Source organism: Streptomyces sp. NPDC027663, from assembly GCF_055566415.1.
In genome coordinates this window covers 181,264-201,380 of the sequence record NZ_JBVHSK010000009.1, presented here as the reverse complement: position 1 = coordinate 201,380, position 20,117 = coordinate 181,264, and the positions used below count along the sequence as shown (strand labels likewise).

Annotated in this window: 18 protein-coding genes; 6 read left to right on the top strand and 12 right to left on the bottom strand. The window is 74.0% G+C overall.

From position 1 onward, the window contains the following. Nucleotides 1-31 precede the first annotated feature (31 nt). The gene (locus ACZ4SF_RS24150; RefSeq protein WP_468387896.1) at nucleotides 32-691 is read right to left on the bottom strand and encodes a helix-turn-helix transcriptional regulator; all 660 of its coding nucleotides are present in this window, start codon (nucleotides 689-691) and stop codon (nucleotides 32-34) included. 354 nt (nucleotides 692-1,045) lie between these two features. Then, nucleotides 1,046-1,723: a DUF3000 domain-containing protein gene (locus ACZ4SF_RS24145; protein WP_468387894.1), complete on the bottom strand. Its 678-nt coding sequence runs from the start codon at nucleotides 1,721-1,723 to the stop codon at nucleotides 1,046-1,048. A gap of 86 nt (nucleotides 1,724-1,809) precedes the next feature. On the opposite strand from ACZ4SF_RS24145, the gene hemE reads away from it, so the two are divergent. Further along, a complete protein-coding gene (gene hemE, locus ACZ4SF_RS24140) occupies nucleotides 1,810-2,877 on the top strand; it encodes a uroporphyrinogen decarboxylase (protein ID WP_468387893.1) in 1,068 nt (355 codons plus the stop codon). A gap of 13 nt (nucleotides 2,878-2,890) precedes the next feature. Here hemE and ACZ4SF_RS24135 read toward each other — a convergent pair whose 3' ends face one another. Beyond that, nucleotides 2,891-3,715 (bottom strand): rhomboid family intramembrane serine protease, encoded by an 825-nt coding sequence (locus ACZ4SF_RS24135; protein ID WP_468387892.1) that lies wholly within the window; start codon nucleotides 3,713-3,715, stop codon nucleotides 2,891-2,893. A gap of 128 nt (nucleotides 3,716-3,843) precedes the next feature. On the opposite strand from ACZ4SF_RS24135, the gene ACZ4SF_RS24130 reads away from it, so the two are divergent. Then, nucleotides 3,844-4,077 (top strand): hypothetical protein, encoded by a 234-nt coding sequence (locus ACZ4SF_RS24130; RefSeq protein ID WP_468387890.1) that lies wholly within the window; start codon nucleotides 3,844-3,846, stop codon nucleotides 4,075-4,077. Here the strand turns inward: ACZ4SF_RS24130 and ACZ4SF_RS24125 are convergent. Both ACZ4SF_RS24125 and ACZ4SF_RS24120 read right to left on the bottom strand, forming a co-directional pair. Further along, nucleotides 4,061-5,482 carry an FAD-dependent oxidoreductase gene (locus tag ACZ4SF_RS24125; RefSeq protein WP_468387888.1) on the bottom strand — a complete coding sequence of 474 codons (1,422 nt, stop codon included), beginning with the start codon at nucleotides 5,480-5,482 and terminating at the stop codon, nucleotides 4,061-4,063. The genes ACZ4SF_RS24130 and ACZ4SF_RS24125 overlap by 17 nt on opposite strands. 27 nt (nucleotides 5,483-5,509) lie before the next feature. Then, nucleotides 5,510-6,463, bottom strand: coding sequence for a DUF4349 domain-containing protein (locus tag ACZ4SF_RS24120; RefSeq protein WP_468387886.1), 954 nt, complete (start codon nucleotides 6,461-6,463; stop codon nucleotides 5,510-5,512). 319 nt (nucleotides 6,464-6,782) lie between these two features. Between ACZ4SF_RS24120 and hemG the strand changes: the two genes are divergently transcribed. Together hemG and hemQ are read left to right on the top strand one after the other, a co-directional pair. After that, nucleotides 6,783-8,237, top strand: a complete 1,455-nt coding sequence (gene hemG / locus ACZ4SF_RS24115) for a protoporphyrinogen oxidase (protein WP_468387884.1) — start codon at nucleotides 6,783-6,785, stop codon at nucleotides 8,235-8,237. A gap of 5 nt (nucleotides 8,238-8,242) precedes the next feature. Beyond that, nucleotides 8,243-8,974: a hydrogen peroxide-dependent heme synthase gene (hemQ, locus tag ACZ4SF_RS24110; protein ID WP_468387882.1), complete on the top strand. Its 732-nt coding sequence runs from the start codon at nucleotides 8,243-8,245 to the stop codon at nucleotides 8,972-8,974. Nucleotides 8,975-9,097: 123 nt separating this feature from the next. Here hemQ and ACZ4SF_RS24105 read toward each other — a convergent pair whose 3' ends face one another. The 5 genes from ACZ4SF_RS24105 to ACZ4SF_RS24085 form a co-directional block, all read right to left on the bottom strand. Further along, the gene (locus tag ACZ4SF_RS24105; RefSeq protein ID WP_468387880.1) at nucleotides 9,098-10,756 is read right to left on the bottom strand and encodes an alpha/beta hydrolase; all 1,659 of its coding nucleotides are present in this window, start codon (nucleotides 10,754-10,756) and stop codon (nucleotides 9,098-9,100) included. 169 nt (nucleotides 10,757-10,925) lie between these two features. Then, nucleotides 10,926-11,705: a TIGR04222 domain-containing membrane protein gene (locus tag ACZ4SF_RS24100; RefSeq protein ID WP_468387878.1), complete on the bottom strand. Its 780-nt coding sequence runs from the start codon at nucleotides 11,703-11,705 to the stop codon at nucleotides 10,926-10,928. Between the two features lie 97 nt (nucleotides 11,706-11,802). Further along, nucleotides 11,803-12,573: a DUF4142 domain-containing protein gene (locus ACZ4SF_RS24095; protein WP_468387876.1), complete on the bottom strand. Its 771-nt coding sequence runs from the start codon at nucleotides 12,571-12,573 to the stop codon at nucleotides 11,803-11,805. Nucleotides 12,574-12,828: 255 nt separating this feature from the next. Beyond that, on the bottom strand, nucleotides 12,829-14,400 hold the full coding sequence (locus ACZ4SF_RS24090; RefSeq protein ID WP_468387874.1) for an MbnB/TglH/ChrH family RiPP precursor modification enzyme: 1,572 nt from the start codon (nucleotides 14,398-14,400) through the stop codon (nucleotides 12,829-12,831). Nucleotides 14,401-14,863: 463 nt separating this feature from the next. Continuing rightward, the gene (locus ACZ4SF_RS24085) at nucleotides 14,864-15,604 is read right to left on the bottom strand and encodes a peptidyl-tRNA hydrolase (RefSeq protein WP_468387873.1); all 741 of its coding nucleotides are present in this window, start codon (nucleotides 15,602-15,604) and stop codon (nucleotides 14,864-14,866) included. A gap of 191 nt (nucleotides 15,605-15,795) precedes the next feature. On the opposite strand from ACZ4SF_RS24085, the gene ACZ4SF_RS24080 reads away from it, so the two are divergent. Then, entirely contained in the window at nucleotides 15,796-16,671 is an 876-nt protein-coding gene (locus ACZ4SF_RS24080; protein WP_468388085.1) for an ATP-binding cassette domain-containing protein, read from the top strand. Further along, nucleotides 16,668-17,339: an ABC transporter gene (locus tag ACZ4SF_RS24075; protein ID WP_468387871.1), complete on the top strand. Its 672-nt coding sequence runs from the start codon at nucleotides 16,668-16,670 to the stop codon at nucleotides 17,337-17,339. Before ACZ4SF_RS24080 ends, ACZ4SF_RS24075 begins: the two co-directional genes overlap by 4 nt. Before the next feature lie 67 nt (nucleotides 17,340-17,406). Here ACZ4SF_RS24075 and ACZ4SF_RS24070 read toward each other — a convergent pair whose 3' ends face one another. Together ACZ4SF_RS24070 and ACZ4SF_RS24065 are read right to left on the bottom strand one after the other, a co-directional pair. Beyond that, nucleotides 17,407-18,252 (bottom strand): polysaccharide deacetylase family protein, encoded by an 846-nt coding sequence (locus ACZ4SF_RS24070; RefSeq protein WP_468387869.1) that lies wholly within the window; start codon nucleotides 18,250-18,252, stop codon nucleotides 17,407-17,409. A gap of 149 nt (nucleotides 18,253-18,401) precedes the next feature. Next, nucleotides 18,402-19,925, bottom strand: coding sequence for an FAD-dependent oxidoreductase (locus tag ACZ4SF_RS24065; protein ID WP_468387867.1), 1,524 nt, complete (start codon nucleotides 19,923-19,925; stop codon nucleotides 18,402-18,404). Nucleotides 19,926-20,117: the final 192 nt, after the last annotated feature.

The window sequence follows — 20,117 nt, the reverse complement described above, 5'->3', positions numbered from 1 at the left end:
AGGATTCCACCGAAGGGGGTAGACGCAGGGCTCAGTGGATGATCCCGGTCCGCAGCGCCACGGCCACCATGCCGGCCCGGTCGCCGGTGCCCAGCTTGCGGGCGATGCGGGCGAGGTGGCTCTTCACGGTGAGGGCGGACAGGCCCATCGAGACGCCGATCGCCTTGTTCGACTGGCCCTCCGCGACCAGCCGCAGCACCTCGACCTCGCGTCCGGACAGCTCGCGGTAGCCGCCCGGGTGGCTCGGGGCACCCGGGGGGCGGCGGTGCATGCGGGCGGCGGTACCGAGGGGGGCGGCACCGGGTCGGGCGGGGAGCCCGATGTTGGTGCGGGTGCCGGTGACGACGTAGCCCTTGACCCCGCCGGCCAGCGCGTTGCGGACCGCGCCGATGTCGTCGGCGGCGGAGAGCGCGAGTCCGTTGGGCCAGCCCGCGGCGCGGGTCTCGGACAGCAGGGTCAGGCCCGAGCCGTCGGGGAGGTGGACGTCGGCGACGCAGATGTCGCGCGGGTTGCCGATGCGGGGACGAGCCTCCGCGATGGACGAGGCTTCGATGACATCGCGCACGCCGAGCGCCCACAGATGGCGGGTGACGGTGGAGCGGACGCGCGGGTCGGCCACGACCACCATGGCGGTCGGCTTGTTCGGGCGGTAGGCGACCAGGCTTGCGGGTTGCTCAAGGAGAACGGACACCAGGCCTCCTGGGTGGGGGGGACGGGGCCGGCTTGGGGGGAGGAAGCCGGGACGAACCGTGCTTTCAAGGTCACAGTCGTCTTCGGCAGCAAACCTGTCCGCCTTTAGAGAATGATCACGATCTAGTGAGTAACAATCTGTGCAATTCGGACACGCGATCGATCATCCGAAGATCGAGTCGGTTCAAGCGGGTGCGATTCGAGTGCGGAAAGTGGCCGTATCGACAAAGAGATGGTCAATGGGGCGTTTCGCAACGACCGCTCATCGGGATGGGGCGTCTCGCAGTGACCGCTCATCGGGATGGGGCGTCTCGCAGTGACCGCTCCCCGGAACGGGGCGTCTCGCGGCGACCGCTCACCGGGACTGCGGGTCCCTGCGCTGCGGCAGGGTCACCACCGAGGCGTCGCCCGGTCCGGCCGGCGGCAGGCCGGCGACCTGCGCCAGCAGATCGCACCAGGCGACCAGATGAGCGGCGGTGTCCGGCACCCCGCCGAGGCCCTCGCGGGGCGTCCAGGACGCCCGGATCTCGATCTGCGAGGCGGGCGGCCGGTCGGCGAGCCCGCCGAAGTAGTGCGAGCCCGCCCGCGTGATCGTGCCGCTCGGCTCGCCGTAGCCGAGCCCGCGCGCCTGCAGCGCCCCCGTCAGCCACGACCAGCACACCTCGGGCAGCAGCGGATCGGCCGCCATCTCCGTCTCCAGCTCCGCGCGGACCAGCGTGACCAGCCGGAACGTGCCCTGCCAGGCCTCGTGCCCGGCCGGGTCGTGCAGCAGCACCAGCCGCCCGTCGGCCAGCTCCTGCTCCCCGTCGACGACCACCGCCTCCAGCGCGTACGCGTACGGGGCGAGCCGCTGCGGGGCGGGCGTCGGCTCCACCTCGACCTGCGGCCGCAGCCGGCAGCTGCGCAGGGCGTCGACCGCGGTCCGGAAAGCCGGCGGGCCCGAGGCACTGGAGTGCCGGTCCGCCTCCTCGGTGTCCTTCACGTCACCCGTTCCATCACCGCTGTCCGACATTCGTCCGTGAGCCGCAGCCATGCGGGGAAGAGTAAGGGGAAGCGGGGCCCCGCGCAGGGCAAGACACCCCGCGCCGCCGGTCACCGGTGTCGTGCGAGACTTGCTCCGTGACCGCCAACGACATGCCCACGGGCCAGCAGCCGACCGCGACGTACGACAGCGCCTTCCTCAAGGCGTGCCGGCGCGAACCCGTATCGCACACCCCCGTGTGGTTCATGCGTCAGGCCGGCCGCTCCCTGCCCGAGTACCGCAAGGTGCGCGAGGGCATCCCCATGCTGGAGTCCTGCATGCGGCCCGAGCTGGTCACCGAGATCACGCTCCAGCCGGTGCGCCGGCACGACGTGGACGCGGCGATCTTCTTCAGCGACATCGTCGTCCCGCTGAAGGCCATCGGCATCGACCTCGACATCAAGCCCGGCGTCGGCCCGGTCGTCGAGCAGCCCGTCCGCACCCGCGCCGACCTCGCCCGGCTGCGCGACCTCGGCCCCGAGGACGTCCCCTACGTCACCGAGGCCATCGGCCTGCTCACCCGCGAGCTGGGCGCCACCCCGCTGATCGGTTTCGCCGGAGCGCCTTTCACCCTCGCGAGTTACCTGGTCGAGGGCGGTCCGTCCCGGACGTACGAGAACGCCAAGGCGATGATGTACGGCGACCCCGAGCTGTGGGCCGACCTGCTGGACCGCCTCGCCGACATCACCGCCGCCTTCCTGAAGGTGCAGATCGAGGCCGGCGCGAGCGCGGTCCAGCTGTTCGACTCCTGGGTCGGCTCCCTGGCCCCGGCGGACTACCGCACGTCGGTCATGCCGGCCTCCGCGAAGGTCTTCGACGCGGTCGCCGGGTACGGCGTCCCGCGCATCCACTTCGGCGTCGGCACCGGCGAGCTGCTGGGGCTCATGGGCGAGGCCGGTGCGGACGTCGTCGGCGTCGACTGGCGCGTCCCGCTGGACGAGGCCCGGCGGCGCGTCGGCCCCGGCAAGGCGCTCCAGGGCAACCTGGACCCCACGGTCCTGTTCACCGACAAGAACACCGTCGAGGCCAAGGCCCGCGAGGTGCTCGACGCGGCCGCCGGCCTGGAGGGCCACGTCTTCAACCTCGGCCACGGCGTCATGCCGAGCACCGACCCGGACGCGCTGACCCGGCTCGTGGAGTACGTCCACACCGCCACCGCGCGCTGACCCGCCCGCCGCTTCACCACGAGTAGTGGGGCCGCGCCCGCCTGCCGAACAGCAGGCCGGACGGCTCCGGCGGGGGCGGCGTGCCGGGCTTGAGGGGCCAGGCCAGCAGCATGCCGGCCACGAAGCCGACCACATGGGCCGCGTACGCCACGGTCCCGGCTCCGGAGACGCCGTGCCCGGTGGAGTACGCGGCCTGGAGCCCGAACCAGAAGCCCAGCACCAGCCAGGCGGGCAGCCGTAGCGGCAGGAAGACGAGGAACGGCACCAGGACCCACACCCGGGCCTTCGGCCACAGCACGATGTAGGCGCCGAGGACCCCGGCGATCGCGCCGGACGCGCCGATCAGCGGGTCCGCGGAAGCGGCGTTCAGCAGCGCGAAGCCGTAGCCGGCCGCGTAGCCGCAGACGACGTAGAAGAGGAAGTAGCGGATGTGGCCCATCCGGTCCTCGACGTTGTTGCCGAAGATCAGCAGGAAGAGCATGTTGCCCAGCAGGTGCAGCCAGCTGCCGTGCAGGAACATCGCCGTGAAGACCGACAGCGGCGGCGATTTGTCGTAGCCGGGCGGGGCGACGACACAGCCCGCGCCGTCCGGGCCCACGCCGACCTGCCCGGTCGGCACGACCCGGGGCAGCTGATGATGGATCAGCTCGCGGGGTACCGCCGCATAGTGGTCCAGGAAGGCCTGCAGATGGCACAGCTGCGCCAGGTCGCTGCCGCCGGCCACGGAACCGGCTGTGCCGGGCGTGGTGAGGAACACCAGCACGTTGGCGCCGATGAGCGCATACGTCACCCAAGGCGTGCGGTGCACCGGGTTCACGTCATGGACGGGTATGACCACACAGAAGTAGTGCCCGGGATACGGCGGGCGAATCGGTGAACACGACCGCGCGGGTGTGCGTATCTCTCCACAACCGACGTGAGGATCAGGCGATGACGAACGCTGCGCAGGTTCCGGCGATGCATGCTATGCCCGATGGTGAGGCCGAGCTGTCCCTGGTGGTACGGCTCCCCTGGGAGGACGTCGCACGGCTCGGTCAGGAGGCCGGGCGGCTCGCTTCGCAGATGCAGCGGCCGGTCACGCTGGACGAGGCGGTGAGCTACCGGCTGCGCTCGACGCGGCCGTCCGCCTCCCACGCCAAGCCCTCCGGGGAGCAGCCCGCGGCCGTTTCCGCCCTGCCGCGGATCAGCGGGACGGCCTAGGGGGGCCTCCCTGGGCGGCCCGCACCTTCGTCGCCGCCTTTCTCGCCGCCACCAGCACCGGGTCCCACACCGGCGAGAACGGCGGGGCGTAGCCCAGGTCCAGGGCCGTCATCTGTTCCACCGTCATCTGCGCGGTCAGCGCCACCGCCGCGATGTCGACCCGCTTGCCCGCGCCCTCCCGGCCGACGATCTGGACGCCCAGCAGGCGGCCCGTGCGCCGTTCGGCGAGCATCTTGACCGTCATGGGCGCGGCCCCGGGGTAGTAGCCGGCGCGGCTGGTCGACTCGATGGTGACCGTCTCGAAGCGGAGGCCCACCCGGCGGGCGTCCTTCTCCCGCAGGCCGGTGCGGGCGATCTCCAGGTCGCAGACCTTGCTGACCGCCGTCCCCACGACACCCGGGAAGGTGGCGTAGCCGCCGCCGGCGTTCGTGCCGATGACCTGCCCGTGCTTGTTGGCGTGGGTGCCGAGCGGGACGTACTGCTCCTGCCCGGAGACCAGGTTCAGCACCTCGACGCAGTCGCCGCCCGCCCAGACGTTCTCGTGGCCGCGCACCCGCATGGAGAGGTCGGTGAGCAGGCCGCCGTGGGCGCCGAGCGGCAGGCCGGCCGCCCGGGCGAGGGCGGTCTGCGGACGGACGCCGATGCCGAGGACCACCAGGTCGGCGGGGTACTCGGCGTCCTCCGTGGCCACCGCTCGCACCCGGCCGTCCTGACCGGTGAGCAGCTTGGTGACCTCGGCGTCGTTCACCATGGTGATGCCGAGGCCCTCCATGGCCCGGTGCACCAGGCGGCCCATGTCCGGGTCGAGCGTCGACATGGGTTCCTTGCCACGGTTGACGACCGTCACCTCGAAGCCACGGTGGATCAGTGCCTCGGCCATCTCGACACCGATGTACCCCGCCCCCACGACCACCGCCCTGCGGCCACGCGTGCGTGCCAGCGTGTCGAGCAGGGCCTGGCCGTCGTCCAGGGTCTGCACGCCGTGCACGCCGGGGGCGTCCATGCCGGGCAGGTCCGGGCGGACCGGGCGGGCTCCGGTGGCGATGACGAGCTTGTCGTACGGCGTCCAGGACTCGGCGCCGGAATCCACGTCACGCGCGCGTACCCGCTGCCCGGCCACGTCGATCTCCGTGACCTCGCTGCGCAGCCGCAGGTCGATGCCGCGGGACCGGTGCTCCTCGGGCGTGCGCGCGATGAGGCGGTCCCGCTCGGGGACCGCGCCGCCCACCCAGTACGGGATGCCGCACGCCGAGAAGGAGGTGAAGTGGCCGCGCTCGAAGGCCACGATCTCCAGTTCCCCAGGGTTCTTCAGCCGCCGTGCCTGCGACGCCGCGGACATGCCCGCGGCGTCGCCGCCGATCACGACCAGCCGTTCCCTGCCGCCCCGCCCATCGCTCATGCTCATGGGAACACGCTAGAGGCTGCGGGGATTTCAGTCCCGTCGGGTCTCCTCGGCGGGGTCCGGCGCCGGGCGGGCCGAGGCCAGCGGGCCGGGCGCGGTCGTCGCGGGCGCGGCCTGCGCGCGGCGCGGCAGCCGGGGGCGTACGACCCGCAGCCACAGCAGCAGCAGGAGCGCGGCCAAGGCCACGAACGGCAGGGCGGCACCGAGCACGAGGGCGGTCCAGCGCAGCATGGAGACGAACACGTGCCAGCCGCCCGCGAGCGCGTCGGTGAAGCCGGGATCGTCGTCCGCCCGCTGTACCGGCGTCTCGGACAGCGACAGGGTGATGGTGGCCAGGCTCGTGCGGTCCTTCAGGGACGCCTGCCGGGCCAGCAGCGCCTCCAGGTCGGCCTGACGGCTGCTCAGTTCACCCTCCAGGGTGACCACGTCGCTCAACTTCGTCGCCCGGTCCATCAGCGTGCGGATCCGGTCCACGCTGGCCCGCTGAGACTTGATGCGGCTGTCCACGTCCACGACCTGGTCGGTGACGTCCACCGCCTTGGCCGTGCGGTCGACCAGCCGGCCCGTGCCCTGGAGGCCGGCGAGGACCGTCTCGTACTTCTCGGTGGGCACGCGCAGCACGACCCTGGTGCGCTCGTGGCCGTCGGCGTCCCGGCTCGTGGTCTCGTCGCCGACGTAGCCGCCCGCGTCCTCGGCGGTCGCCCGGGCCTGCGCCAGGGCCTTGGCGGCGTCCTTGACCTCGACGGTGAGGGCGGCGGTGCGGATGACCGCGCTCGGGGTGAGTTCGGGCGTCCCGCGCGTGGCCTTGCCCTCGGCGGCCGCGGCGCCGGGGGCTTCGGCCTTCCCGGCGGAGACGTCGGAGGCGGACTTCCCCGAGTCGGCGCCGGAGTCGTCGGCGCCGCTGCACCCGGTGAGCGCGAGAGAGGCGGCGAGCAGGGTCCCGGCCAGGGCCCGGACGGACCGGTGGGATCGTGACGTGCGCATGAGACGTACCCCCGAGGGCTGTGGGATGTGACGGTCCTTCGACGTCAGCCCGCGCGCAGACGTTTGACGTGAGTGGTCCCGATGCGGTCACGGTCCGGACTCGTCCCGGACACCGGGGCCACCGGCTGACAACGCAGCGGCACGGAAAGGACCCCCACGTGACAGGTGGCACACGTGGGGGTCCGTTCTGTGGTCTTGCCTGCGCCGGTGCGTGGGGCTGATTCGCGCAGTTCCCCACGCCCCTTACGGGGCGCTCCCTGCGAGGCGCTCTGTACGAGGCCCCGGCGGGAGTGCCGGCGGGGTCTGAGAGAGTGGGGACATGAGCGCAACGGGTAGGGGCCTCGGGCACGTCGTCGTCATCGGGGCCGGTGTCGCCGGGCTGGCCGCCGCACACCGGCTGCTGGGGTGCGGCGCGCGCGTGACCGTGCTGGAGGCGGCCGAACGGGTCGGCGGCAAGCTGCTGCCCGGTGAGATCGCCGGTGTGCGCGTCGACCTGGGTGCCGAGTCCATGCTCGCCCGCCGCCCCGAGGCCGTGACGCTCGCCCGCGAGGCGGGTCTCGGCGAGCGGCTCCAGCCGCCGGCCACCGCGACCGCCTCGATCTGGAGCCGGGGTGCGCTGCGCCCCATGCCCAAGGGCCATGTGATGGGCGTGCCCGGCACCGCCGCGGCCCTGTCCGGTGTGCTGTCCGACGAGGGCCTGGCCCGCATCGCCCGCGACACCGCCCTGCCCCGCACCGAGATCGGCGACGACGTGGCCGTGGGGGAGTACGTGGCCGCCCGGCTCGGCCACGAGGTCGTCGACCGCCTGGTCGAACCCCTGCTCGGCGGGGTCTACGCGGGCGACGCGTACCGCATCTCGATGCGCTCGGCCGTCCCGCAGCTCTTCCAGGCCGCCCGCGCCCACGCCTCTCTCACCGAGGGCGTCCGGGAGATCCAGGCGAAGGCCGCCGCGCAGCAGCAGACCGGGCCGGTGTTCATGGGTATCGCCGGCGGCGTCGGGCGGCTGCCGCTCGCGGTCGCCGAGTCGGTGCGCGCGCGGGGTGGCGAGATCCTGACCGGCACACCCGCGCGGGAACTGCGCCGGGAGGCGACCGGCGGCTGGCGGATCACCGCCGGGGAGCGTGTGCTGCACGCCGACGCCGTGATCGTCGCCGTGCCCGCCCCGGTCGCCGCCGGGCTGCTGCGCGCCGAGTCCCCGGGGGCCGCCGCCGAGCTGGCCGCCGTGGAGTACGCCTCGATGGCCCTGGTCACCCTCGCCTACCGGAAGGCCGGTGCGGGCCTGCCCGAGGGCAGCGGTTTCCTGGTGCCGCCCGTCGACGGCCGCACCATCAAGGCAGCCACCTTCGCCTCCCGGAAGTGGGGCTGGATCGCCGAGGAGGACCCGGACGTGGTCGTGCTGCGCACCTCCGTGGGCCGCTACGGCGACACGGAGATCCTCGGCCAGGACGACGCCGACCTCGTCGAGGTCTCCCGGCACGACCTGCGGGAGGCCACCGGCCTGGACGCCGTGCCCCTGGCGACGCGCGTCACCCGCTGGACGGACGGCCTGCCGCAGTACCCCGTCGGCCACCACGCGCGCGTGGCCCGCATCCGCGAGCAGGTCGCCAAGCTGCCGGGCCTCGCCGTGTGCGGCGCGCAGTACGACGGCGTCGGCATCCCGGCGTGCATCGCGAGCGCGTACGCGGCGGTGGACCAGCTCTGCGGCGACCTGGACGGGGTGCGGGAGCTGACGGCCAACCCGGTGCAGAGCCTGCACGGCGGAGCGGGAGAATAGGGACCATGAGTGACGACGCCCCCACCACCGAGTCCGGCAGGATCCCGAACAAGGGCAAGCTGGCCAAGGACCTCAACGAGGTCATCCGCTACACCCTCTGGTCGGTCTTCAAGCTGAAGGACGTACTGCCGGAGAACCGCGCGGGATACGCCGAAGAGGTCCAGGAGCTGTTCGACCAGCTCGCCGCCAAGGACGTGACCGTCCGCGGCACCTACGACATCTCCGGTCTGCGCGCCGACGCCGACCTCATGATCTGGTGGCACGCCGAGACCAGCGACCAGCTCCAGGAGGCGTACAACCTCTTCCGCCGTACGAAGCTGGGCCGCGTGCTGGAGCCCGTCTGGTCGAACATGGCGCTGCACCGCCCGGCGGAGTTCAACCGCTCGCACATCCCGGCGTTCCTCGCCGACGAGACGCCCCGCAACTACGTCAGCGTCTACCCCTTCGTGCGCTCCTACGACTGGTACCTGCTGCCCGACGAGGACCGCCGCCGCATGCTCGCCGACCACGGCAAGATGGCCCGCGGCTACCCGGACGTGCGCGCGAACACGGTCGCCTCGTTCTCCCTCGGCGACTACGAGTGGGTCCTGGCCTTCGAGGCCGACGAGCTGTACCGCATCGTCGACCTCATGCGTCACCTGCGCGCCTCCGAGGCCCGCATGCACGTCCGCGAGGAGGTCCCGTTCTTCACGGGCCGCCGCAAGTCGGTCGCGGACCTGGTGGCGGGGCTGGCCTGAGGCTCGGCGCGCCCGAAGGGGGGCGGGGCTGTCTTCGGTGTGCGGCTCCGCCGCGTCGGCGCGACGAGCCACCTTGCCCCTCGCGGACGCGGACGGTGCAGCGCGGCACCCCGGTGGTCGCGCCTACCGCAGACCGGCCTTCCCCTTCAACGCGTCCCGCCGCACCTCTTTGCCGGCCGCACCGCCGGAGGCGACCGGTTCCGGGTGCGGCGCGCACGACGTGTGCCGCGCCGGGAGGCGGCCCGCCAGCAGATACGCGTCCAGGTAGCCGTTGATGCACTGGTTCGGGCCGCCCCCGATGCCGTGCGTGCCCGCGTCCCGCTCGGTCACCAGCACCGAGCCGGCCAGCCGCCGGTTCATCTCCAGGGCGCCTTGATAGGGGGCCGCGGCGTCCCGCTCGGCCGCCAGGATCAGCACCGGCGGCAGCTCACCCGGCCCGGTCCGCACGTCCAGCGGCCGCTGCCGCGGCGCCGGCCAGTAGGCGCACGGCAGGTTCATCCAGGCGTTGTCCCAGGTCTCGAAGGGTGCCACGCGGGCGAGCCGGGTGTTGTCGCGGTCCCACACCTTCCAGTCCGTCGGCCAGGACGCGTCGTTGCACTCGACGGCCGTGTACACCGCACTGCCGTTCTCCGCCTCGGCGGCCGTCTCGGGGCTCGGTGCGGCCAGTCGAACCAGCGGCTCGGAGTCGCCGTGCAGATAGGCCGAGAGGGCCTCGGCCCGGCTCGGCCAGAAGTCGTCGTAGTACCCGGCCGTCAGGAACGCGTTCTGCAACTGACCGGGGCCGACCTTGCCGCCCGCCGCCTTCCCGGCCAGCCGCTGCCGTGCGGTGTCGTAGCTGCGCTGCACCTGCGCGGGCGTGCCACCGAGCCGGTAGGTGTCGTCGTGCCGGGCGATCCAGTCGCGGAAGTCGGCCCAGCGTTCCTCGAAGGCGGCCGACTGGTCGAGGTTGCTGCGGTACCAGACCTTCTGCGGGTCCGGGTTCACCGCCGAGTCCAGCACCATACGCCGCAGGTGCGAGGGGAACATCGCCGCGTACAGGGCGCCGAAGTAGGTGCCGTAGGACGCCCCCATGAACGTCAGCCGGTTCTCGCCCAGCGCCGCCCGCAGCACATCCAGATCCCGGGCGTTGTTGAGCGAGGTGTAGAAGCGGAGCTTGCTGCCGGAGCGCTGGGCGCAGCCGCGCGCGTACGCCTTCGCCTGGGCGATGCGCTGCCGCTTGTACGCCTCCGACGGATGGGCCGGTGACGCGGTGGGCGCCTTGAAGAAGCGCTTGGGCTCCACACAGGACAGCGGCGCCGAACGGCCCACCCCGCGCGGGGCGTAGCCGACCAGGTCGTAGGCGGCGGCAACCTTCTTCCACCGCGGGACCGTGCCGATCAGCGGAAAGTACATGCTGGATGCGCCGGGGCCGCCCGGGTTGTAGACGAGGGCGCCCTGCCGGGGAACCTTGCGCTTGCTGTTGTGCGGGTCCTTCTGGGTGGCCGGGCTCCGGCTGACGGTCAGCCTGATCTGCTTGCCGTCGGGGTGGGCGTAGTCCAGCGGGACGGTCACCGTGCCGCATCGCACACCCGGCGGTGCCTCGGGCACATCGGCGGCGGAGCACGGGCCGAAGTCGATGCCGTCCGCCCGGGCGCGGGCCGCGGCCACCGCGGCGCCGTGCCGCTCGGCAGCGCCGGGGGCACCCCGGCCGGCCGCCGTGCCGGGCGCGCCGCTCGCCGGGGCCGCGGCGAGGGTGGTCAGGAGCAAGGACCCGGCGGCCGAGTAGAGGGTGGCAGCTTTCATCGCGTATCCCTTCGGTGCACGGCGGCGATGGCACGGCTGCCACGGCCCGGCGACAACAAAAGGGATGTTTCGTACGACTGTCGGGGAAGGCAAGCACCATCCGGCCGGTGTCGCCGGAAAGGACCCGATGCGCCCCCGGCGCCTGCCGCCGGAGGCCGGACGGCTCCGCTCACTCCCGCCAGAACTGGTCGCGGTGGGCGAAGGCCGCGCGCAGCTCCGGCTCGCCGACGGCGCGGATGCCGCGCACGGCGACGGAGGTCAGGAACGACCGCTCGTCACCGGCGGGCCTGCCGGCCAGCGCGCCGAGCAGCCGCTGCCCGGCCGGAGAGGCCCAGCGCGAGTACGGATGCACCTCGAACCGGGCGATGGCCAGGCAGCTCAGCGACAGTGTCAGGGGCAGCGCGAACCACAGGCCCACCAGCAGACGCGGGGTGCCGGTCTGGACGGGCAGCAGCAGCGCGGTCACGCCGAGCGCCACCACGACGACCGCGGCGGCCCGCACCCGGCGTACGGCGGCCCCCACGTTCGTCCCGGCACCCTGGGGAACCGCGAGCCCCGCGCGCACCAGTCCGTCGGCGAGCCGGCGCACGGATTCCGCGCCGGCTGCCCGGGCCCGCACAGGCGCGATCCGCGACTGTCCCCCGGGCCCTATCGCCCCTATGACGGACTCCTCGATCTCGTCGCGCCCCTCCGGGTCCACGACCGTGGCCCAGCCGGTGTGCGCGAGCAGCAGCCGCCGCTGCCGGGCCATGGAGACCAGCGTGACGTCGGCGACCCGCGCGGGGCCGCCGGACAGGAAGGCGGCCTCGTACAGCGTCAGATCACGCTCACGGCCGGACGGCGCGTCGTGCGCCTCCGATGCCGCCGCGCGGACGGCCGCCAGGCACAGCCGGGCACAGGCCGTGCCGGCGAAAACCCAGGCCAGGAGCAGGAGAAGGACCCAGAACATGACGTGTTTGTATGACAGAGCTCTGGGCGGACGCCATGCCCTTTTCATCATCCGGACGGAGTGTTGCCGGTATGTGACGTTCCGTTTTCCGTGCAGGTCAGGGGCCGGACGTCCCCGGTGGCGGGCTCGCGGTGGCGGGCGGCACGGAGTACGTCGCGCTCGGCGACGGCACGACCGGCACCACGGCGTTCGGATCGACCTCCGGCGGAGTCGGCACCGGGGACGCGGACACCGCCAGATCCCTGGCCAGCGCGGCGAAGTCGACGTACCCCGTCGCCTCGAGGACCTTGATGTGGTCCAGGACGGTCGCATTGGCGTCGTCGGCGAGATCCCGGACCAGGGAGTTCTGCGTGCCGGCCCGTACCTGTGCGACCAGCGCGAACACCCGGCCGTGCGCGAGCCGCAGAATCCCGGCGAACTGCCGGTCGAAGTCCTGGCCCTCGGCCGCGCTCAGCGTGTCGAGCCACTGCTGCTGCTGGGCGTTGGGGTCGTTGGGCAGGGACACGCCGAGCTGGGTGGCGACGGTCCGCACATGCGCGTCCAGCGAGGTGTGGCCGTCGACGAGGTGTCGGCCGGCCGTGCGGACGGCGGCCGTGGTGCCCTTGCGCTGCGCGAGCTCTCCGGCGGGCAGCTCCCACAGCCCGGCCAGCCGGACCTTGGTGACGAAGTCCCGGTCCTGCGCGGACAGCGGGCCGTACGGCGTCGTCACCGTCTGCGCGCTCAACACGGTCGCGCTCGCCGGGTCCTGCCGGCCGGCGTAGGACCAGAGCGGAACGAGCAGCGCGACGACCGTCGCCGCGAGGGCGGCGATGACGAGCCCGGTACCGCTGAATATGCCTCGGCCCTTGATGGGGGGTCGCGGTCGCATTGGTGCCTCCTGCACCGCACGCCAGGGGTGCTTGGGGGTGGGTGCGGGGTTGGCATATTACTGGGGAACGGGGAACGGGCTTTCGTGCGCGGTGCCGTGGGGGTGGGGCGGGCGGCGAGGTGCGGGAACGTCGCGGCTGGTCGCGCAGTTCCCCGAGCCCCTTCAGGGCGCTTCCGGGCCGTCTCGGCCTTCCGGGCACCCCGTGCGGCGCGGGCCGAGCGACCCGGCTCCGTCCAGTGCCGGCCACGGCACCGCTCAGCCCCGGCGCCGCAGCATCGCCCGTACCGTCCGCGTCGCCGACGACCCCTGCCGCGGAGCCGGCCCCGCCCGGTCCAGCCACCACCGGCGCAGCTCACGCCGGGCCCGCGCATCCTCCGGCCGCCCCACGTTCAGCAGATGCCCGGCGAATTCCAGCGCATCGCGCCGGTACCCGCCGCTCATCGGCCGCTGCCGCGCGTACTCCCCGAACGCCTCCCGGTACCCCTCCCCGAGAATCACCGGCAGCTCCGGCGCCACCTTCGCCACCACACCCGCCCGCTTCGCCGCGAGCGCCCGCGCCTGCACCCCCATCCGCACCCGGTCGAACCCCTCCGGCACCGGCGTCCCCGCCACCAGGGAGGACAGCACGGCGGCCTGCGCCACCCCGAGCCGCTCCCGCACCCCGGTCAGCGGCCGCGCCAGAACCCCGACAGCCCCGGCCCGCTCCCGGACGACGTGATCACGCCCGGCACTTTCCCGGAGGGCGTTGTCACGGTCGGTTCCCTCCCGGAAGGCGGTGTCACGATCGGTTCCCTTTCGGAGGGCGTTGTCACGCCCGGCTCTCTCCCGGAGGGCGTTGTCACGCCCGGCTCTCTCCCGGAGGGCGGTGACATGGCGGGCACTCTCCCGGAGGGCGTTGTCGCGGTCGGCCTCCTCGCGGTCGGCGTTGTCACGGTCGGCTTCCTCACCGACGGCACCCGCCATCGCCGTACCCCCACCCGCGGCGCGTACCCGCCCACGCGCGCGTCCGGCCGCCACGGCATTCCGGATCGCGCTCAACTCCCGCTCCAGCTCGGCCGGCTCCGGGAAGTTCTCGTCGCGCTCCAGGAGCACTCCCGGCGGTGCCACCCGGGAGGCGAGACCGGTCAGGATGTCGAGGACCGGGGACGGGACGGGGTGGGCGTGGCTGTCGTGCCAGACGCCGTCGCGTTCGAAGCCGCCCGCGACATGGACGTAGGCGATCGCCTCCACGGGCAGCGCGGCCAGCGCCTCGGCCGGGTCCTCGCCGCGGTTGACGTGGTTGGTGTGCAGGTTGGCGACATCGATCAGCAGCCGAACGCCGGTCCGTTCGACCAGCTCGGAAAGGAACTGGCCCTCGGTCAGCTCCTCGCCGGGCCAGGAGAACAGCGCGGCGATGTTCTCCAGGGCCAGCGGCACCGGCAGCGCGTCCTGGGCGATACGGACGTTCTCGCAGAGCACGTCCAGCGCGTCCCGGGTGCGCGGTACCGGCAGCAGATGGCCGGCCTCCAGCTGCGGCGAGGCGGTGAGCGCGCCACCCGCCCGGACGAACGCGATGTGCTCGGTGACCAGCGGAGCGCCGAGCACCTCCACGCGCTCGGCGAGCGCCGCAAGACGCCCTGCGTCGGGGCGGTCCGCGCCGCCGAGGCCGAGGGAGACGCCGTGCGGGATCACCGTGACGCCGCGCTCGCGCAGCCGTAGCAGCGGCTCCGGGACGTGGCCGGGGCAGACGTTCTCCGCCACGACCTCCACCCAGTCGATGCCCGGCATCTCCTCCACGGCGTCCGCGATCTCCGGCCGCCAGCCGATACCCGTCCCCAGTCGCCGCATGGTGCTTCCCCCTCCTCGGCCTGTGCTCGTGCGTCGAGTGACGGGGGTATGGCCCCGGCGAACGCCGTCGAACCCCCTCCCTGACGCGTTCAGAGCAACATTTGAGGTTCAGCCGGGGCCGGGAAGCGGGCCGCTGCCCCGGGTACCGGGCCCGGCGGGGGGCGCGTTCGGCGGCGGGGGCGGCGGCGCGGGTGGCGGGGACGGGGGTGGGGCGGCGCGCTCGGTCGTGCGGGTGGCGGGAACGGGGGTGGGGCGGCCCGCTCGGTCGTGCGGGTGGCGGAGGCGAGAGTGGCGGGGGCGCGGCACGAGTGCCGCTGCCGAGGCGCCGGCCGGCGCAGATCCGGGCCAGGGACACCACCTCCGGCGCCCGGCTGCCCGGACGTCCCTGACACCGCTGGACGACATGCAGGGCCATGCCGGGCCATGCCGGCCATGCCGGGTCACGACGGCCGGCCGCGTCCTGTCACGTCGGCCGTCGCTCCGCGCCCTGCCGCAGCGCCGCATGGTCGGCGACCACCGTGCACGAACCCGGGGCGATCTCCGTGAAGCCCGCGTCCCGTACGACGGGCAGGCCGCTCGTGGTCAGGCGGGGCCAGGCGTCCGGGGCGGCCGCGCGGACGGCGAGGGGGTAGCCGGCGTCGCGCCAGGCCGTACGGGCGGGACCGGAGAGCGCCCACCAGGCCAGTTGGGCGCCGTGGCCGGCCTGGGCCATCGCCTTGCCGGCCGACATCTCCAGGCCGGGGTTGAGCCACAGCACCGGCTCGGCGGGGCCGGCCGGAAGGGGCGGTTCGGGGTCGTCCAGCTCGGTGCCCGAGACCTGGAGCTTTGCCAGGTCCTTGGGCCAGCCGTCCAGCGGGACCGGCGGAAAGACCCGCACCTGCGCGGACTTCCCGGTCACCGTGATCCCGGGCAGTGCCTCGGCGCGCCGCCACTCGGCGCCCCGGGCCCGCCGGACCACCTTCCGGATCCGCGCGTCCTCCCAGCTCCGTACGGCGTCGGCCCACTCGCCGGCACCGTGCGCGCGCTCGTCGCCGAGCAGGACGAGTACGGCCCGGGCTGCCGTCTCCAGCGCGTCGGTACGGGCGGGCGGGGCGCCGCGCTCGATCCGTACGACGAGCGGCAGCACGAACTGCGGGGCCTCGTCGCGCGCGGTGCGCTCGGCCTGGGAGGGACTGTCACCGGAGGGGGCTGGAACGTGGCTCACGGAAGCCCACCCTACGAAGCCGCGGACGTGCCGATCAACGCGCGGGCCCCGCTCGGGAAATTGCCGCGACCGCCGATGAACCCCCTGGCCGCCCTGACCCGTCTTGTCCGGCTGGAGGGGGAACGACGATGAGCCGGGGCACGCCCCGGTGACCCGGGCCCCAGCCGTGACACCGACCCGGAATGATCTCCATGCACCGTGACCTGCGCCTGACCGCCGTGGGCCGCCGCTACGGCGTCCGCGGCCCCTGGGTGTTGCGAGGCGTCGACCTCACCCTCGCCCCCGGCAGCCTCACCCGGATCGAAGGGGCCAACGGCACCGGGAAATCCACCCTGCTCCGGCTGCTCGCCCGGCTCGACGCTCCCACCGAAGGCCGGATCACCGGCCGCCCGCGCACGGCGTACGTGCCGGAGCGGTTCCCGTCCGCCCTGCCCTTCACGGCCATCGGCTACCTGACCCACCTCGGCACGGTCCACGGCCTCTCCCGTGGCTGCGCCGCCCGCCTCGCCGCCGCCTGGCTGGAGCGGTTCGGCGCGGGCGCCTACGCCCGTACGCCGATGGCCCGGCTGTCCAAGGGCAGCAGCCAGAAGGTCGCCGTCGCCCAGGCGCTGCTCGGAGACCCGGAACTGCTGGTGCTGGACGAGGCGTGGACCGGCCTCGACACGGCGGCGCGGGCGGAGCTGGAGCGGGCGGTGGCCGAGCGCACGGCCGCCGGGGGCGCCGTGGTCTTCGTGGACCACGATCCCGGCCGGCTCGCCGGGGCCCCGGACGCCACGTACACGGTGGTCGGCACAGGCCTGGAGCGCCGTACCGCCGCCGGGAGTTCACCGGCCGGGGCGGTCACCCTGGTCACCGTGCGGGGGCCGGCGGGCGGGCGGCTGCCGGCCGACGCCGTACGGCTCGCCGGCTCGGTCGAGGAGACCGCCCCCGGCAGCCACCTCCTCGGCGTCCCCGCCGCCCACTCCGACGTCCTGCTGCGTGCCCTGCTCACGGCCCGGCCGCCCTGGCACGTGGTCCGCGTCGAGCCCGCCGACGAACCGTCCCCCCAGCCCGGAAGCCGACCATGACCGCACTCCTGCGCTACCAGGCCGACCTGCTGCTGCGCTCCCAGCGCTGGCTGCCGCCGGTCATCCTGTACACCGCGTTCCTGGGAATCGGGGTACAGACCGGCGAGCCGGTCCTGGACTCGCTCGGGTACGCGGCCGCGGCCCTGCTGCCGGTGACCGCCTGGCTGGTACGGATCTGTGTCACCGGCGAGCCGCCCGCGGCCCGTGCCTGCGTCGCCGCCGTGCGCGGTCCCGCCCGGGCACACCTCGCCTGCCTGCTCACCGCCCTGTTCGCGGCCGTGCTGCTCGCGGTGGCGGCCACCGTGATGGTGACGCTGATCAGCGCCCCGGCGAACAACGGCCACCGGGTGCACGTCCCTCCGCTGCGGGCCGCCGCGGCCGGGCTGCCGGCCGCCCTCGTCTGCGCGCTGCTCGGCGCGGCCGTCGGCGCGCTCACCAACCGCCCGGTGCTGCGCTCCACCGGCCGTGCGGTGCCGGCGATGCTGCTGGGCGCACTGCTCGCGGTGGTGCTCACGGGTTCTCCGGCGCAGGCCGCGGTCAGGGGCCTGGTCACCGGCTCGCAGACCGGCCGGGCCGCCGTACCGCTGCTGCCGCTGGCCGGCGCCGCCCTGCTCACGGCCGCCGCCTTCGCCGGTGCGTCCTGGCTCACCGCCCGCCGGTCACCCTGAGCCGCCGCCGGAACGTGCCGTAGCCGTCGTCGCTCATGCCCTCGGCCCAGGACGGGCCGGCGTCCGGTCAGTGCGGTGCGTCCGCCTGACCGATCAGCTCGGAGACCTTCACGAACCGGTAGCCGCGCGCACGCAGTTCCGGTACGACCGTGCGGACGACCTGTTCGGTGGTCGGGGCGGCGCTGCGGGTGCAGTGCATGACGACCACCGAGCCCGGCTGCACCCCGTCGAGCACCTGCCGGCTCACGGCGTCGGCGTCCGTGGCGAACGCGTCGCCGCTCACCACGTCCCACTGCACCGCGGTCACCCCGAGCCCGCTGAGCGCGCGCAGCGCCTGCTGGTCGTAGCAGCCGCCGGGGAAGCGGAAGTAGGGCATCGCGTGCGGCACGCCGGCCTTGCGCAAGGAGGTGTACGCCCGCTGGACGTCCGCCCGCATCCGGTCCGCGGCGACGGTCGGCAGGCCGTAGCAGTCGGCGGTGAACGCGTAGTGGCTCCAGGAGTGGTTGGCGACCTCGAACTGCGGGTCGCGGCCGAGACTGCGGGCCTCGGCCGGGTACTGGTCGGCCCACCGGCCGGTCACGAACACGGTCGCCGGCACCTTCAGCGTCCGAAGGGCGGCGATCAGGCCCGGGTTGTCGAAGTGCTCGCCGGAGGCCGCGCGGGGCCCCTGGTCGGCGGTCATGTCGGCGTCGAAGGTGAACGCCACGGTCTTGCCCCGGGTGCGCGGGCCGTGTTCGAAGACCGGGGTCAGCCCGCCCGGGCCCGGGGCGAGCACCGGTGGACGCGTGGCGGACGGGGCGGCGGCGACGGAGGACCTGGCCGGGGCCGGGCGGCTGGTACCCGTGGTGCCGCAGGCGGTGAGCGCCGCGCCCAGAGCACAGACGGCGGCGATACGGCGTACTGGTGGGATCACCGTACGAACGTAGGACTGAATGTCAGTTTGTATGGTGATATGCCGCGTGGCGTGGCGGTGCGGTCACCCGCGCGGCGGGCGGGTGACGCCCCCGTCGGCCGAGGCCGTGTCCGTCCGCCGGTGTCGTGTCCGTCGGCAGAGGGCCTCCGTCAGCCGAGGTCGCGTCGCTCCAGCGGGCGGACCGCCGGGCCCTGGAGCACCGAGCCGTCGACGGCGAAGCGGGAGCCGTGGCAGGGGCACTCCCAGGCGCCTTCGGCGCGGTTGAAGGAGACCAGGCAGCCGAGGTGGGTGCAACGGGCCGAGACCGCGTGCAGCACGCCCTCCGCGTCGCGGTGCACCGCGAGCCGTTCCCCGCCGGACCGGACGAGCGCACCGTCGCCCGGCGCGAGTTCGTCCACCGAGGCCGCGGGTTTCAGCCGGTCGCCGACGAAGTGCCGGGCCACCTCCGCCTGTGTCTTCAGCAACGACGGCGCCTCGCGCACCACCGACTTCAGCCGGCGCGGGTCGTACAGCTCCCGCCAGGCGCAGTCCCGGCCGGTGATCAGCGCGGTCAGCAGCAGCCCGGCCATGATGCCGCCGCTCAGGCCCCAGCCGCCGAAGCCGGTGGCGACGTAGGTGTGCCGGGCGCCCGGGTGGAAGGAGCCGACCAGCGGGACCGTGTCGGTGGATTCGTTGTCCTGGGTGGCCCAGGCGTGGTCCAGCGTCACCCCGGGGAAGTGCACCTCGGCCCAGCCGGCGAGCCGGTCGAAGCCGGCCCGCGGATCGCCGGTGCCGGGAGTGAAGTGCTCGCCGGTCACCACGAGCAGGCGCCGCCCGTCCTCGCCGTAGGGCGCGGTGCGCACCGACCGGGTGTTCTCGTCGGGCGTGATGTACATGGCGCCCGGGTCCGTGCCGTCGCCCAGCGGCCCGGCGACGACCAGTTCCCTGCGCGGGGACAGCCGGGCGAACAGAAGGGCCCGGTCGAACACCGGGTAATGGGTGGCCACGACGACGTCCCGGGCGGTCACGGTGGCGCCCGCCTCCGTCGTCAGCCGGCACGGTCCGCCCTCCGTCAGACCGGTGACCCGCGTCTGCTCGTACACCTGACCGCCGTGCGCGAGCAGGTCGGCGGTGATCGCCCGCAAGTATTTGACCGGGTGGAACTGGGCCTGCCCGGTCACCCGGACCGCGCCCGCCACCGGGAACGGCAGCCCGGTCTCCGTGGTGAACCCGGCCGGCAGGCCCGCCTCCCGGGCGGCCTCCGCCTCGGCGCGCACCTCGGCCACCCGCGACCGGTCCCGGACATAGGTGTAGGCGTCCCTGGACTCCCACTCGCAGTCGATGCCCAGCGCATCCACCAGCGCCGCCGCGTGCTCGATCGCCTCCGTCTGCGACCGGGCGTACAGCCGCGCCCCCTCGGGCCCCCGGGTGCGCCGCAGCCGGTCGTAGATCAGGGTGTGCTGGGCGGTCAGCTTGGCCGTGGTGTAGCCGGTGACCCCGGCCGCGGCCCGCCCGGCCTCCAGCACCGCCACCCGCAGTCCGGCCCGGGCCAGTTCATGGGCGGTGCTCAGACCGGCGATGCCCGCCCCCACGACGGCCACGTCGACGTCGATGTCTCCGTCCAGGGCGGGGTGGGCCGGCCCGGGGGCCGTCTGCAGCCAGTACGAATCGGTGACCTTCCGCTGCTCGCGCATGCTCCGCCGGGTACCCCCGCCGGGGAGGCTCACGTGTGCCTGCTTCCTCCGGTGCCGCGTTCGACCTGCCGCACGGTGTCTCTTTCCGTGCCGCCTGCGCCCCGGCTCAGGCATTTTCCAGCCGCCGCGCCCGCACGTCAGCAGCCCCGCCCGGCCCGGCTCACGCCTGCTTCGGCCGCCGCGCCCGCCCGG

Bases quoted from the DNA above. Each gene is read 5' to 3' on its own strand.
- ACZ4SF_RS24090 (WP_468387874.1), bottom strand. From the start codon at position 14,400: ATGCGGCGACTGGGGACGGGTATCGGCTGGCGGCCGGAGATCGCGGAC.
- ACZ4SF_RS24065 (WP_468387867.1), bottom strand. From the start codon at position 19,925: ATGCGCGAGCAGCGGAAGGTCACCGATTCGTACTGGCTGCAGACGGCC.
- ACZ4SF_RS24095 (WP_468387876.1), bottom strand. From the start codon at position 12,573: ATGCGACCGCGACCCCCCATCAAGGGCCGAGGCATATTCAGCGGTACC.
- ACZ4SF_RS24075 (WP_468387871.1), top strand. From the start codon at position 16,668: ATGACCGCACTCCTGCGCTACCAGGCCGACCTGCTGCTGCGCTCCCAG.
- hemQ (WP_468387882.1), top strand. From the start codon at position 8,243: ATGAGTGACGACGCCCCCACCACCGAGTCCGGCAGGATCCCGAACAAG.
- ACZ4SF_RS24080 (WP_468388085.1), top strand. From the start codon at position 15,796: ATGCACCGTGACCTGCGCCTGACCGCCGTGGGCCGCCGCTACGGCGTC.
- hemG (WP_468387884.1), top strand. From the start codon at position 6,783: ATGAGCGCAACGGGTAGGGGCCTCGGGCACGTCGTCGTCATCGGGGCC.
- ACZ4SF_RS24105 (WP_468387880.1), bottom strand. From the start codon at position 10,756: ATGAAAGCTGCCACCCTCTACTCGGCCGCCGGGTCCTTGCTCCTGACC.
- ACZ4SF_RS24120 (WP_468387886.1), bottom strand. From the start codon at position 6,463: ATGCGCACGTCACGATCCCACCGGTCCGTCCGGGCCCTGGCCGGGACC.
- ACZ4SF_RS24100 (WP_468387878.1), bottom strand. From the start codon at position 11,705: ATGTTCTGGGTCCTTCTCCTGCTCCTGGCCTGGGTTTTCGCCGGCACG.
- ACZ4SF_RS24145 (WP_468387894.1), bottom strand. From the start codon at position 1,723: ATGGCTGCGGCTCACGGACGAATGTCGGACAGCGGTGATGGAACGGGT.
- ACZ4SF_RS24125 (WP_468387888.1), bottom strand. From the start codon at position 5,482: ATGAGCATGAGCGATGGGCGGGGCGGCAGGGAACGGCTGGTCGTGATC.
- ACZ4SF_RS24130 (WP_468387890.1), top strand. From the start codon at position 3,844: ATGCCCGATGGTGAGGCCGAGCTGTCCCTGGTGGTACGGCTCCCCTGG.